Source organism: Aquamicrobium sp., from assembly GCF_023954335.1.
In the GTDB taxonomy this organism is placed as follows: Bacteria; Pseudomonadota; Alphaproteobacteria; order Rhizobiales; family Rhizobiaceae; genus Aerobium.
Genome location: NZ_JAMLIE010000001.1, coordinates 1,868,964 through 1,882,660, shown reverse-complemented (window position 1 = coordinate 1,882,660; position 13,697 = coordinate 1,868,964). Strand labels below are relative to the sequence as shown.

General features: G+C 69.3%; 9 protein-coding genes. 4 read left to right on the top strand and 5 right to left on the bottom strand.

Annotated elements, in window-relative coordinates:
* Positions 1-6: 6 nt before the first annotated feature.
* Entirely contained in the window at positions 7-840 is an 834-nt protein-coding gene (locus M9945_RS09370) for a uracil-DNA glycosylase family protein (RefSeq protein ID WP_367944286.1), read from the top strand.
* Between the two features lies 1 nt (position 841).
* Here M9945_RS09370 and M9945_RS09365 read toward each other — a convergent pair whose 3' ends face one another.
* Entirely contained in the window at positions 842-1,240 is a 399-nt protein-coding gene (locus M9945_RS09365) for a hypothetical protein (RefSeq protein WP_367944285.1), read from the bottom strand.
* Between the two features lie 134 nt (positions 1,241-1,374).
* On the opposite strand from M9945_RS09365, the gene M9945_RS09360 reads away from it, so the two are divergent.
* Complete coding sequence (locus tag M9945_RS09360; RefSeq protein ID WP_367944284.1) at positions 1,375-2,178, top strand: helix-turn-helix domain-containing protein; 804 nt, start codon at positions 1,375-1,377, stop codon at positions 2,176-2,178.
* Between the two features lie 6 nt (positions 2,179-2,184).
* Here the strand turns inward: M9945_RS09360 and M9945_RS09355 are convergent, their stop codons facing one another.
* Positions 2,185-3,114: a DMT family transporter gene (locus M9945_RS09355; protein WP_367929944.1), complete on the bottom strand. Its 930-nt coding sequence runs from the start codon at positions 3,112-3,114 to the stop codon at positions 2,185-2,187.
* Positions 3,115-3,387: 273 nt separating this feature from the next.
* Here M9945_RS09355 and pepN point away from each other — a divergent pair, with 273 nt between their 5' ends.
* Positions 3,388-6,033 carry an aminopeptidase N gene (gene pepN / locus M9945_RS09350; RefSeq protein ID WP_367944283.1) on the top strand — a complete coding sequence of 882 codons (2,646 nt, stop codon included), beginning with the start codon at positions 3,388-3,390 and terminating at the stop codon, positions 6,031-6,033.
* 201 nt (positions 6,034-6,234) lie between these two features.
* Entirely contained in the window at positions 6,235-8,580 is a 2,346-nt protein-coding gene (locus tag M9945_RS09345; protein WP_367944282.1) for a PAS domain-containing sensor histidine kinase, read from the top strand.
* Between the two features lie 13 nt (positions 8,581-8,593).
* Here M9945_RS09345 and M9945_RS09340 read toward each other — a convergent pair whose 3' ends face one another.
* The 3 genes from M9945_RS09340 to M9945_RS09330 are packed head-to-tail and all read right to left on the bottom strand — an operon-like array spanning position 8,594 to position 13,672.
* Positions 8,594-11,551, bottom strand: coding sequence for a bifunctional [glutamine synthetase] adenylyltransferase/[glutamine synthetase]-adenylyl-L-tyrosine phosphorylase (locus M9945_RS09340; protein WP_367944281.1), 2,958 nt, complete (start codon positions 11,549-11,551; stop codon positions 8,594-8,596).
* Positions 11,538-12,998 carry an ATP-binding protein gene (locus tag M9945_RS09335; RefSeq protein WP_367944280.1) on the bottom strand — a complete coding sequence of 487 codons (1,461 nt, stop codon included), beginning with the start codon at positions 12,996-12,998 and terminating at the stop codon, positions 11,538-11,540. The genes M9945_RS09340 and M9945_RS09335 overlap by 14 nt, the downstream gene beginning before the upstream one ends.
* Positions 12,998-13,672, bottom strand: coding sequence for a response regulator transcription factor (locus M9945_RS09330; RefSeq protein ID WP_367944279.1), 675 nt, complete (start codon positions 13,670-13,672; stop codon positions 12,998-13,000). The genes M9945_RS09335 and M9945_RS09330 overlap by 1 nt, the downstream gene beginning before the upstream one ends.
* Positions 13,673-13,697: the final 25 nt, after the last annotated feature.

The following is a 13,697-nucleotide window of genomic DNA, read 5'->3' as shown; positions in this document are numbered from 1 at the left end:
ATGTCGATGACGCACCAGACCGATCCCCTGCCGGACCTTGCCGATCTCCTTCGCTTCTATGCCGAGGCGGGGGTGGACGACGCCATCGGCGAGGAGCCGGTCGACCGCTTCGCCGAGACGGCGGCGCAGCCCGCGCCCGCGCCGGCCCGCCGGCCGGAGACAGCGGCGCGGCAGGAGGCGGCGGCACCGCCGCCTCCCACCCTCCCGGCACTCGCCGTGCCGGACGAGGCGCAGGCGGCGAAGGCGCGCGAGATGGCGCGCGAGGCGCGCACCCTCGATGAGCTGCGCGAGATGCTGGAGCGGTTCGACGGCTGCAACCTGAAGTTGACCGCCAAGCAGACCGCGTTCAGCGACGGAAACCCGCAGGCGCCGCTGATGCTGGTGGGCGAAGCGCCCGGCCGCGACGAGGACATCGCTGGCAGGCCCTTCGTCGGCCGCTCGGGGCAGCTGCTCGACCGGATGCTGTCGGCCATCGGCATCGCGCGGGCGGACGGCGCCTACATCGCCAACGTCATCCCGTGGCGCCCGCCGGGCAACCGCACGCCGACGCCGCTGGAAACGGAGATCTGCCGCCCGTTCATCGAGCGGCAGATCGAGCTGGCCAATCCGAAGGTGCTGGTGACGCTGGGCGGGCCGTCGGCCAAGGTGCTGCTTCACGCCACGGACGGGGTGCTGAAGCTGCGCGGCAAGTGGAGGACGCATGTGACGGCCTCCGGCGTCGAGATACCGACGATGCCGACGCTGCATCCCGCCTATCTGCTGCGCAATCCCGCCCACAAGAAGCTCGCCTGGCGCGATTTCCTCGAGGTCGCGGCGAAACTCGACGCAGTCTCGGGCTGAATCAGGCCGCGGCTTCCGCCGGCCGGCGCAGCGCCGCCCCTTCGAGAACCGCGAAGGCTGCGACGGCCACCGCCTGGGAGAGGATGAAGGCGACGCCGAGCGCGTTCGGCGCGATGGGCGCGAAAGCGAGAATCCCGAGGCTCGCCGCCACCCAGGCCCAGTTGATGAACACGATCTCGCGCAGCCATGCCCGCGGGATCGCGCGGCGACTCGCCATCATCGTGAGGAAAATGGCGACGGGAACCAGCGCGACGCCGGCCCAGAAGAGGAGGTCGGCCGGCAGGTCGAGCAGCCGGGCAAGGAAGCCGGAACCGAAAATGGTGAGCGCGGCCGCGCCAGCGCCCATTGCGGCGTCGGCAAGGAGGGTGTTGCGCAGGAAAGGCGTGTTGTCGATCGTCATGATATCCATCCTTTGGCTTGAGGGTGATGGCCGGAGCATGGACGCAAGGCAGGCATCTGGCGATTACGCGGCAGGTAATAGGAATGCGCCGCGTGCGACGCTACCCTTGCGGGCGAATGCGGAGGAGAAAGGTCATGGACGCGACGAGGACAGCCCCCGGGACGCTGATCCGCGAATGGCGGACGCGGCGGCGCATGAGCCAGCTCGACCTCGCGCTGGAGGCGGAAATCTCCCAGCGCCATCTGAGCTTCATGGAAAGCGGCCGCGCCAGCCCTTCGCGCGAGATGGTGCTGCGGCTCGCCGAGCATCTGGCCGTGCCGCTGCGGCAGAGGAACCACCTGCTGATGGCGGCGGGCTTCGCCCCTTCCTATGGCGAGCGCGACCTTGACGACCCGCGCCTGAAGCCGGCGCTGGCCGCGGTCGAGCTCGTCCTCAAGGGCCACGAGCCCTATCCGGCGATCGCCGTCGACAGGGGCTGGAACATGGTGCTGGCCAATGCGGCGACCGCGCCCTTCCTCGAAGGCGTCGCCGATGCCGGCCTGCTCCGGCCGCCGGTCAACGTGCTGCGGCTCGCCCTCCACCCGCAGGGGCTCGCGCCGCGCATCCTCAATCTCGACGAGTGGCGCGCGCACCTGATCGGCCGCCTGCGGCAGCAGATCGACGCGACGGCCGACGCGCGGCTCGTCGCCCTCGAAAAGGAGCTGACCGCCTATCCCGGCCGGCCGGTCGCGCCGGGAAGCGCCCGCGACGCGGCCGAGGCGATCGCGGTGCCGATGCGCGTCGACATGGACGGCGCGGTGCTGTCGTTCATCACCACGATCACCGTGTTCGGCACGCCGCTCGACGTCACGCTGTCGGAGCTGGCGATCGAATCGTTCTTCCCGGCCGACGAGGAAACCGCCGGGCACCTGCGCCGGAAGGCCGAGGCGCGGCGCTGAATCGGGCTACTGCGGCGGGGCGACCTTGCGCGCCTTGCCGCGCTCGAGTCCGAGCCGGCGCTCGCGCATGATGATGAAGATGCCGGCTCCGACCACGATCAGCCCGCCGACGATGGTGTAGACGGTCGGCACGTCGCCGAAGGCGAGGAAGCCGACGACGATGCCGAGGATCATCGAGGTGTATTCGAACGGCGCGACGGTCGAGGCCTCGGCGTGGCGATAGGCCTCGGTCATCAGGATTTGTGCTACACCGCCGCAGATTCCGGCGCAAATGAGGAACGCGGCTTGCGACGGCGCGAGCGGCGACCAGCCGAACGGGATCGTCAGCAGCGATGCGACCGTTGCCGTGAGCGAAAACCACATGACGATGGTCGGCGTGCGCTCGGTGTGGACGAGGCGACGCACGAGCAGCATGGCGACGGCGGAGAACGTCGCCGCAAGGAATGCGGCGATCACGCCGAAGCTCCGTTCCGAACCGCCCTCGCCGCCGGACAGCGACAGGTTGGGCCAGGAGATGATGACGACGCCGACGAGGCCGACGATCACCGCCGTCCAGCGATAGGCGCGCACCGCCTCGTGCAGGAACACGGCGCTGAACAGGACGACCAGCAGCGGCTGCGCGTAGTTCAGCATGATCGCCTCCGGCAGCGGCAGCCGGGTCAGGGCGATGAAGGTGAAGCCCATCGACAGGACGCCGATCGTGCCGCGCGCGATGTGCCCCAGAGGGTTGGACGTGCGCAGCGCCGTCGCCAGCTCGCCGCGCCAGGCCAGCATGACGAGGATCGGGAAGATGGCGAAGAACGCCCGGAAGAAAACGATCTGCCCGGCCGGCAACTGTCCCGCCGCCTTGATGCAGGCGGACATGGCGACGAACACCGAGACCGAGAGCACCTTGAGCCCGATGCCGCGCAGCGTGTTGCCCGACGGCCCGGGCACGGGAGCGATTTTCCTCGCCATGGTCAGGATTGCATCTGCCGCCGGGCGGGGCCGGCGGCACAAGGGACAGGCATGTTGCGGCTCACTTCGGGCAGGCCAGAATCAAATTCCGCCAGACGGACCCTCCGTAGCGGAACTTTCCCCTGTATGGACGATCCAGCCCGTTCTGTGAAGGGAGGCACGGCCTCCTCTCCCGAGACCGATCCGCTGTTTTGCGCCGCGGCGCGATCATGTAAGACGAAGGCTTGAATTCGAGCAAAAGGGCGACATCGCATGCGCAAGGACACAGGCCGGATCTTCCGCATCGAGGATTACCGGCCGTGCGACTATACGGTTCCCGCCATCGAGCTCGCCTTCGCCCTCGGCGCCGATGAAACGCTGGTCACGGCGCAGCTGACGCTGGAGCGCCGCGAGGACGTGCCGGAAGGCGCGCCGCTCGTTCTCGACGGCGACGAGCTCGCGCTCGTCGACCTCGCCATCGACGGCAAGACGGCCGCGCCCGGCGCCTACGAGGCCGGGCCGCAGGGGCTGACCATCGCCCGCCCGCCATCGGCGCGGCGGTTCCGGCTCACCATCCGCACGCGGCTCGACCCGGCGCGCAACGGCACGCTGATGGGGCTGTTCCGCTCCAGCGGCGTCTGGTGCACCCAATGCGAGCCGGAAGGCTTCCGCCGCATCACCTATTTCCCCGACCGGCCGGACATCCTCTCCGTCTATACGGTGCGGATCGAGGCGGATCGCGACGCCGCGCCGCTGCTGCTTTCCAACGGCAACCCGGTGGAGCGCGGTGAGATGGACGGCGGCAGGCACTACGCCGTCTGGCACGACCCGTTCCCCAAGCCGTCCTATCTCTTCGCGCTGGTCGCCGGCGACCTCGCCGTCGTCACCGACAGCTTCGTCACCGCCTCGGGGCGCGAGGTCGCGCTCGCCATCCATGTCGAGCACGGCAAGGAGGCGCGCGCCGCCTATGCGATGGACGCGCTCAAGCGCTCGATGCGCTGGGACGAGGAAGTGTTCGGCCTCGAATACGACCTCGACGTGTTCAACATCGTCGCCGTCAGCGACTTCAACATGGGCGCGATGGAGAACAAGGGCCTCAACATCTTCAACGACAAATACGTGCTCGCCGACGAGCGAACCGCGACCGACGCCGACTTCGCCAATATCGAGGCGATCATCGCGCATGAATACTTCCACAATTGGACAGGAAACAGAATCACTTGCCGCGACTGGTTCCAGCTCTGCCTCAAGGAAGGGCTGACCGTCTTCCGCGACCACGAGTTCTCCGCCGACATGCGCTCGCGGCCGGTCAAGCGCATCGCCGAGGTGCGCACGCTGCGCGCGCACCAGTTCCCCGAGGACCAGGGGCCGCTGGCGCATCCGGTGCGGCCGCGTCGCTATCGCGAGATCAACAACTTCTACACGGCGACGGTGTACGAAAAAGGCTCGGAAGTGGTGCGGATGATCCGCACGATCCTCGGCCCCGAGGATTTCCGGCGCGGGCTGAAGCTCTATCTCGAGCGCCATGACGGCGAGGCCGCGACCATCGAGGACTTCATCCGCGCCTTCGAGGACGCGTCGGGCCGCGACCTCGAGCAGTTCGCGCTCTGGTATCATCAGGCCGGGACGCCGAACGTCGCGGCGACCTCGACCTATGACGCGGCGGCGGGCGCGTTCACGGTCGAGATAGAGCAGTCGGTGCCGCCGACGCCGTCCGAAAGCCGCAAGCGGCTGATGCACATCCCCGTCGCCTTCGGCCTCGTCGGGCCGGACGGGCGCGACATCGAACCGGCCTCGGTCGACGGCGCGACGATCGAGAACGGCGTTATCCATGTCAGGAAGCGGCGGCACACGATCCGCTTCGGCGGGATCGAGGAACGGCCGGTCCTGTCGCTCAATCGCGGCTTCTCGGCCCCGGTCACGCTGGCGATGGAGCAGAGCGGGCCGGACCTCGCCTTCCTCGCCCGCAACGACGGCGACCTCGTCGCGCGCTGGCAGGCGCTCAACACGCTGTTCACCGAGGCCCTGATCCGCGGCTACCACGCGATCCGGGCGCAGAAGGCGGCGAGCTTCGACGACGGGCTGATCGCGACGGCGGGCGCGATCGTGACGGACGAGACGCTGGAGCCGGCCTATCGCGCGCTGGCGCTGACCGTGCCGGCGGAAACCGACATCGCCCGCGAGATCGGCGCCGACATCAACCCGGACGCGATCCTCGCCGCGCGCGAGGGCCTCGTCGCCGCGCTCGCCGCCGGCAATGCCGGCATCTTCGCCGACCTTTACGGCCGGCTCGCCGACAGCGGCCCGTTCAGCCCCGACGCGCGAAGCGCCGGACGCCGGGCGCTGCGCAACGTCCTTCTCGACCATCTCTCGGCCGGAGCGGCCGCGCCGGAGCGCGCCGCCGCCCAGTTCGCCGACGCCACCAACATGACCGACAAGGCGGCGGCGATGACGGTCCTCGCCCACCGCTTCCCCGGCCATGGGGAAACGGTGGAGGCGCTGCGCGCCTTCGAGGCGCGGCACGGCGACGACCCGCTGGTGATGGACAAGTGGTATCAGACGCAGGCGACCGTTCCCGGCGCCAGCGCCGTGGCGATGGTCGAGGCGCTGACGCGCCATCGCGGCTTCTCGCTCTCCAACCCCAACCGCGTGCGGGCGCTGATCGGCACCTTCTCGACGATGAACCAGACCGGCTTCCACCGACCCGACGGCGCGGGCTACCGCCTGTTCGTCAAGACGGTCCTCGATATCGAGAAGCGCAACCCCCAGCTCGCCGCCCGGCTGGCCACTGCCCTGCGCTCGTGGCGCTCGCTCGAACCCGAGCGCCAGCAGGCCGCCCGCGAAGCCCTCACCGCCCTCGCCGCGCCGCCGGACCTGTCGAGCGACCTGCGGGATATCGTGGAGCGGACGTTGGCATGAGGAGCGAGTAGTGAGTAGGGAATAGTGAGTAGTGGACTCGCCCTCACTACTCACTATTCCCTACTCACTACTCACTCTCAACAATTTCTCAACTTTTGCCCGCCCCCGCTCTGGACACGGCGAATCACCTCTGATTCCTTATGGGTGATTCGGGCGTACGGGGTTGCCGGGTCACAAGGGGACAGGATCGGAGAGCCATTCATGGCCAAGACGGACGCGTGGGGCGCGACCGGAGGGAGCTTTCATGCCCGCCGCACGGCGGCAAGCCGGGCGAAGGCCGGGCTGATGGGCAATGCGCGCCTCATCGCCGAGCCGGCCTACCAGCGGCTTCTCGCGGCCGAGCCTGTGCTGCGGCGCGCCATCCCGATTCTCATCGTCGTCTTCCTCGCGGTCATCGCCGTCTCGCGCGGGCTTGCGCTGATGAACGACCGCGACGACGTCGAGCGCCAGGCGCGGGGCATCCTCTCGCTCGCCGCCGGCCAGCTTTCCCACGCCGTCGCGCTGACGCACGCGCCCGGCGAGGCGGACGCAGACGAGCCGGACGCGGAAGCATGGAACACCATCGTCTCGGAGACCGCGGCGACGGGCGCGCTCAACCGCGACCACGTGCTGCTGGTCACGGACGGCGACCTGACGGTGCGGGCGGCGACGCCTTCGGGCGCGAAATGGCAGGGGCTTGCGCTCGAGACATTCATCGCCGGCGGCCAGCCGCTTTTCCTGTTCGGCGCGCGCGCCGGCGTCATGGAGGTGACGATCGCCGGGCAGCCCTGGCTGGCGGCGGTGAGCCTTCCCGGCGAGCGGCAGGGCGCGGCGGTCGCCATGATCGCCCAGGACGCCGTCTTCGCCGACTGGCGCGAGACAGCGACCTTCAACATCACCCTGTTCGTGGCGACGGCGGCGGTCCTTCTCGTCGTCCTCTACGCCTATTTCAGCCAGGCGGCCCGGGCGCAAGCGGCGGACCGGCTCTACATGGAGGCGCACCAGCGCGTCGACATGGCGCTGGTGCGCGGGCGCTGCGGCCTGTGGGACTGGGACATGATGCGCGGGCGCATGTACTGGTCGCGCTCGATGTACGACATGCTCGGCTACGAGCCGTCCGACGCGATGCTGTCCTTCGGCGCGGTGGCCGAGATCATCCACGAGGGCGACGGCGACCTGTTCGAGATGGCGAACCGGATCGTCTCGCGCGAGGTCGACCAGATCGACCACGTCTTCCGCATGCGCCGCGCCGACGGGCAATGGGTGTGGATCAGGGCCAAGGCGCAGGTCAACGACCCCAATGCCACCGACATCCACCTGATCGGCATCGCCGTCGACGTCACCGAGCAGCGCACGCTGGCGCAGCAGTCGGAAACGGCGGACCTGCGCCTGCGCACCGCCATCGAGAGCATCTCGGAATCCTTCGTCCTGTGGGATTCGGGCCGCAACCTCGTGATGTGCAACTCGAAATACCAGCAGGACATGGGCCTTTGCGACGACGACGTGGTGCCGGGAACGCCGCGCGACACGGTCGAGAAGCGGATGACGGCGCTGGCCGCCGAGCGCCGGCTGGCCAACCCCAACGGCCCCTCCGGCGGCGCAAGCTGGGAGCGCCAGCTCGCGGACGGGCGCTGGCTCCAGGTCAACGAATTGAAGACGCGCGACGGCGGCATGGTCTCGGTCGGCGCCGACATCACCCAGCTGAAGCAGCACCAGACCAAGCTGCAGGACAGCGAGCAGCGGCTGATGGCGACGATCCACGACCTGTCGCTGGCCCGCAAGGCCGAGGGCGAGCGCACGGCCGAGCTGGTCGAGATCAACCGCAAATACATGCGCGAGACCGAGCGCGCCGAGGCGGCGAGCCGCGCCAAGTCCGAATTCCTGGCCAATATGAGCCATGAGCTGCGCACGCCGCTCAACGCCATCATCGGCTTCTCGGAAATGATCCAGCAGGCCTATTTCGGGCCGCTGGGCAGCGAGAAATACGAGGAGTACATCAAGGACATCCACTCGGCCGGCTCGTATCTCCTCGGCGTCATCAACGACATCCTCGACATGTCGAAGATCGAGGCGGGCCAGTTCTCCATCGACCGCGAGGGCATCGATTTGAGCCCGCTCATCGACGAGACGGTGCGGGTGGTGGCGCTTCAGGCGGCGGAGAAGTCGATCACGCTCGACACGCAGATCGCCGCCGACATGGTGCTTTACGCCGACCGGCGGGCGATCAAGCAGATCGTCATCAACCTTCTGTCCAACGCGGTGAAGTTCACCGGCGAGGGCGGGCGCATCACCATGCGCGCGCGCAAGGTGGCGGGCGCGATCATGCTGAGCATCGAGGACACGGGCTGCGGCATCCCCAAGGACGCCCTGAAGAAGCTCGGCCGGCCCTTCGAGCAGGTGCAGAACCAGTTCTCCAAGAACCATACCGGCTCGGGGCTGGGGCTCGCGATCTCGCGCAGCCTCGCCGAGCTGCATGGCGGCGCGCTGAAGATCCGCTCGACCGAAGGCGTCGGCACCATCGTCTCGGTGCGCATCCCGGTGCGCAACCCGGCGAGGAAGGCGGCCTGAGCCGCACCCTTCCCTACCCCGCGCGGCCCTTCACCAACGCCGAGAAATGCGCCTCGATCCGTGCCGCCGTCTCGCCGATATGGGCTTCGAGAACCGACAGGTCCGGCAGGTCGGTCGAGCGCAGGAGAAGGTCGGCCAGCCCCGGCGGCACGTCCTTCGGGTCGAGCGGCCCGGTCAGGCACAGGCGCACGATCTGCGTCAGCGTGAGGTAAAGCTCGTAGGCCGCGACGAGCTCGTCGCGCGCCTGCGCGTCGCAGAAGTCGGGGCTGAGCCGCGCCAGCGCGTCGCCGGTCGAGGTCGGCGGCCACACGTCGGGCAGGATGGCGTCGGTCAGCCGCGCGCACTGGGCGATGAATTCGAGGTCGATCTGGCCGCCGGGGATCAGCTTCAGGTCCCAGATGTCGCGCGGCGGCTTCTCCTCGGCGAGCACCGCGCGCATCTCGGCCGCGTCCGCGAACACCTTTCGCGCGTCGCGCGCGCGGGCGAGGATGTCGGCGACCTCGGCCTCCACCCGCTCGCACAGCGCCTTGCCGCCGGCGATGGGCCGCGCGCGCGTCAGCGCCATGTGCTCCCATGTCCAGGCTTCCTCGCGCTGGTACTTGCGGAAGGCGTCGATATGGGTGGCGACCGGCCCCTTGTTGCCGGACGGACGCAGGCGCAAATCGAGCTCGTAGAGCACGCCCTCGGCCGTCGGGGCGGAGACGGCGGCGATCAGCCGCTGCGTCAGCCGCGCATAATAGTGCGACGGGGCAAGCGGCTTGTCGCCGTCCGATTCCTCGGCCGCCTCGCCATGGTCGTAGAGCAGGATGAGGTCGACGTCGGAGCCGGCCGTCAGCTCGCGGCTGCCGAGCTTGCCCATGCCGAGGATGGCGACCTCGCCGCCCGCGACCTTGCCGTGGCGCAGGGCGAACTCGGCCTTCACCGCGTCGAGCGCCGCGGCGATGGTCAGGTCCGCGAGGTCGGAGAACGCCTTGCCGGCGCGTTCGGCGTCGATGGCGCCGGTGAGCAGCCTGACGCCGATCAGGAATTTCTGCTCGGCGGCGAAGATGCGCAGGCGGTCGAGCTTTTCCTCGTGCAGCTCGACGCCTTGCAGGAAGGTGTCGAGGCGGGTCTTCAGGTACGCCTTGTTCGGCAGCTCGCTCATCAGGCCGGGATCGAGCAGCCCGTCGAAGACGTGCGGCCGGCGGGTGACGATGGCGGCGAGCCGCGGCGCCGCGCCCATGATGGTGGCGATCAAGCCAAGCAGCGCCGGGTTCGACTGGAGCAGCGAGAAGAGCTGGATGCCGGCCGGCAGGCCGGAAAGGAACGCGTCGAAGCGCATCAGCGCCTCGTCGGCCCGGCGCGTCTTGCCGAAGGTCTCGAGCAGCGCCGGCGTCAGCTCGGTCAGCCGCTCGCGCGCCTCGGCCGACTGCGTGGCGCGATAGCGGCCGAAATGCCAGGTGCGGATGACGCGGCAGATGTCGCTCGGCCGCTCGAAACCCAGCTCCGACAGCGTCTGCAAGGTCGAGGGGTCGTCGACGTCGCCGGTGAAGACGAGATTGCCGACCCCGCGCGAAAGCTGCGGCGCGGCCTCGAACAGCGCGGCGTAGTGGCGCTCGACCATGTGCAGCGAGGCGCGGAAGGACGACGAGAACGCCTCGGCATCGGCGAAGCCGAGCATGTGGGCGATGCGCTCCAGCCCCTCGTCGTCCTCCGGCAAAGTGTGGGTCTGCTCGTCGGCGACCATCTGGATGGCGTGCTCGACATCGCGCAGGAACCAGTACTGGCTGCGAAGAGCCTGCGCCGCCTCCGGCGTGATCCAGCCGCCCTTGGCCAGCGCGTCCAGCATCGCCACGGTCTCGCGGCCGCGCAGCTCGGGAAAGCGGCCGCCGGCGATCAGCTGCTGGGTCTGGACGAAGAACTCGATCTCGCGGATGCCGCCGCGGCCGAGCTTGACGTTGTGGCCCTTGACGGCGACCTCGCCGTGGCCCTTGTGGGCGTGGATCTGGCGCTTGATCGAGTGGACGTCGGCGATGGCCGCGAAATCCATGTATTTGCGCCAGACGTAAGGCGTGAGCTCCTCGAGGAACGCCGCGCCGGCGGCGATGTCGCCGGCAACTGGCCGGGCCTTGATCATCGCCGCGCGCTCCCAGTTCTGGCCGCGGCTCTCGTAATAGACGAGCGCGGCGCCGACGGGAATGGCGAGGGGCGTCGAGCCGGGATCGGGGCGCAGGCGCAGGTCGGTGCGGAAGACGTAGCCGTGCCCGGTGCGGTCCTGCAGGATGCGCACCAGCCGCTTGGTCATGCGGGCGAAGATGTCCGTCGCCTCGTAGGGATCGACGATCGCGGGCGCGGCCGGATCGAAGAAGACGATCAGGTCGATGTCGGACGAGAAATTGAGCTCGTGCGCACCGAGCTTGCCCATGCCGAGCAGGATGAGGCCCGAGCCCTTGCCGGGGTCGGTAAGGTCCGGCAGCGCGATCTTGCCGGCACGGTGCGCCTCGCGCAGCAGGAAACGCACCGTGGCGGCGACGCAGGCATCGGCGAGCGTGCTCAGCCGCCGCACCGTCGCCTGCGCGTCGGCAGCGCCGGCGAGGTCGGCGAGCGCGATCAGGAAATGGGCTTCGCCCTTCAATTCGCGCAGCGCCTGCATCAGGCCGGCCTCGGTCTGGCCCTCCGCATCGCCGGCAAGGGCGATGGCCGCGTTCAGCTCATCGATGCGCCGCTCGGCCGGCGTGTCGAAAAGGGCGTCGAGCATCTGCGGCCGCCGCCGCGCCGCATCGCGCATGAAGGGGGAAAGGTCGAGCATCGCGCCGAGGAAGGCGGCGAGCGGCGAGCCGCCGGCGGCGAGCGCGGCGAGGCGCGGCAGGTCCCGCTCGCGCGCGCTTTGCGCCAGATCGCGCAGGATCGCGGCCGCGTTGTCCGCGTCGAGCGGCGCCAGCACCGCCACCGGCTTGCCGAACCAGTTCTCGCCCGTCTCAGGTGTCGCCATGCCGCTTCGAATCGCCCGGAAAGATCATCCTGACCGATAGTCCGGGGTTTTGCGCCGACAATTCAAGCCTGCCGCCGTGAAATTCCATCACCGCCCGCGTCAGGCTGAGGCCGAGGCCGGAGCCGGGCTGCGAGCGGCTCTGCTCCAGCCGCACGAACCGCTCGGTGACGCGCTCCAGATCCTCGGGGGGAACGCCAGGGCCGTTGTCGGCCACCTCCAGCACCACATCGCCGCCGCCGCGGACGAGCGAGACCCTGACGGAGGGCGCGTCGCCCGAGCCGGCCGCGTATTTGATGGCGTTGTCGACGACATTGGACAGCGCCTGACCGACGAGCTCGCGATTGGCGTCGAGCGTGACAGTCGCGACCTTGCCGACGGACAGCGCGACGCCGACCTCCTCGGCCAGCGGCTCGTAGAGCTCGACCACATCGGCGACGATGGCTGCCAGATCGACCGGCGCGGTCTGCTCGGCCGAATAGCCGGCCTCGAGCCGCGAGATCATCAGGATGGCGTTGAAGGTGCGGATTAACTGGTCGGATTCGGCGATCGCGGCCTCGAGCGCGGCGCGGTAATCGGCGGTGCGCGGCTTGCCGGCAAGGGCAGCCTCGGCGCGGTTGCGCAGGCGCGTCAGCGGCGTCTTCAGATCATGGGCGATGTTGTCGGAAACCTGCTTCAGCCCGTCGTTCAACCGCGCGATGCGCGCCAGCATGACGTTCAAATTCTCCGACAGCCGGTCGAACTCGTCGCCGGAGCCGGTGACGGGAAGGCGGCCGGAGAGATCGCCGCCCATGATGCGGCGGCTGGCCTCGGATACGGCGTCGATGCGCTTCAGCGCGTGCCGGCCGACGAAGAACCAGATCAGCAGCGCGCCGACGCCCATCATGGCGAAGGCGAGAAGCAGGGCGTGGTTGACGATGCCGCGCAGCTGCTCCGGCTCGCCGAGGTCGCGGCCGACGAGCAGGATCATGCCGTTGGGCAGGCGCAGCACCAGCGCCAGCGCTTGGTGACGCGTCTCCGCCGCCGGGGCCGCGGCCGGCTCGTCGCCCTCGCCGCGCTGGGCGCGGCGCGCCGCGTCGCTGTCGCCGTAGCGGCGATAGGCGAAGGGCTTCTGCGTCCAGCCCTCGACCTCGAGCACGCCCGGCTCGAGGCTCTCGACATTGCCGGTCAGGATGCGCCCGTTCGGGTCGGCGATCAGATAGAGGTTCGCGCCCGGCTGGCGCGAGCGCACCTCGACCACGCGCACCAGCGTCGGCAGGCCGCCGCGCCGGTAGGCGTCGTCCAGCCCCTGCATCTCGGCCATGATCGTTTCCTGCGTCTGGCTGGTCAGCATGCGCACGGAAAGCGAGGACATGTAGGCGACCAGCACTGCCGCGCAGAGCGCGAACAGGATCAGGAACAGCGCCGAAAGCCGCGCCGCCGTGGTCTTCATGACGGCGGGCAGCCGCATCAGCCGGCCTTCAGCATGTAGCCGGCGCCGCGAATGGTGTGCAGGACGGGCGCGCCGAAGCCCTTCTCGATCTTGCCGCGCAGGCGCGAGACATGGACGTCGATGACGTTGGTCTGCGGGTCGAAATGATAGTCCCAGACATTCTCCAGCAGCATGGTGCGGGTGACGACTTGGCCCGCATGGCGCATCAGATATTCGAGCAGCCGGAACTCGCGCGGCTGGAGCGGGATCTCCTGCCCGGCGCGCTTGACCGTGTGCGACAGCCGGTCGAGCTCGAGGTCGCCGACGCGGTAATGCGTCTCGACCTCCTTGCCGCCGGTGCGCCTGTCGAGCACCTCGATGCGCGCCAGAAGCTCGCTGAAGGCGTAGGGCTTGGTGAGGTAATCGTCGCCGCCGGCGCGCAGGCCGGTGACGCGGTCGTCGACCTCGCCCAGCGCCGAGAGGATCAGCACCGGCGTGCTGATGTCGCGCGCGCGCAGCTCCGCGATGACCGACAGGCCGTCGCGGCGCGGCAGCATCCGGTCGACGACGAGGACGTCGTAATCGCCCTGCGAGGCGAGCGCGAAGCCCTCCTCGCCGTCGAAGGCGACATGGGCGGTGTGGCCGGCCTCGGCCAGCGCCTTCTTCAGGTAATCGGCCGCCTCGCGGTCGTCTTCGATGACAAGAATCTTCATGGCTCGACTATACGCGAAAAAGGCG

Coding starts and splice junctions, on each gene's coding strand:
- M9945_RS09345 (WP_367944282.1), top strand. CDS start 6,235: ATGGCCAAGACGGACGCGTGGGGCGCGACCGGAGGGAGCTTTCATGCC.
- M9945_RS09335 (WP_367944280.1), bottom strand. CDS start 12,998: ATGCGGCTGCCCGCCGTCATGAAGACCACGGCGGCGCGGCTTTCGGCG.
- M9945_RS09365 (WP_367944285.1), bottom strand. CDS start 1,240: ATGACGATCGACAACACGCCTTTCCTGCGCAACACCCTCCTTGCCGAC.
- M9945_RS09360 (WP_367944284.1), top strand. CDS start 1,375: ATGGACGCGACGAGGACAGCCCCCGGGACGCTGATCCGCGAATGGCGG.
- pepN (WP_367944283.1), top strand. CDS start 3,388: ATGCGCAAGGACACAGGCCGGATCTTCCGCATCGAGGATTACCGGCCG.
- M9945_RS09370 (WP_367944286.1), top strand. CDS start 7: ATGACGCACCAGACCGATCCCCTGCCGGACCTTGCCGATCTCCTTCGC.
- M9945_RS09330 (WP_367944279.1), bottom strand. CDS start 13,672: ATGAAGATTCTTGTCATCGAAGACGACCGCGAGGCGGCCGATTACCTG.
- M9945_RS09340 (WP_367944281.1), bottom strand. CDS start 11,551: ATGGCGACACCTGAGACGGGCGAGAACTGGTTCGGCAAGCCGGTGGCG.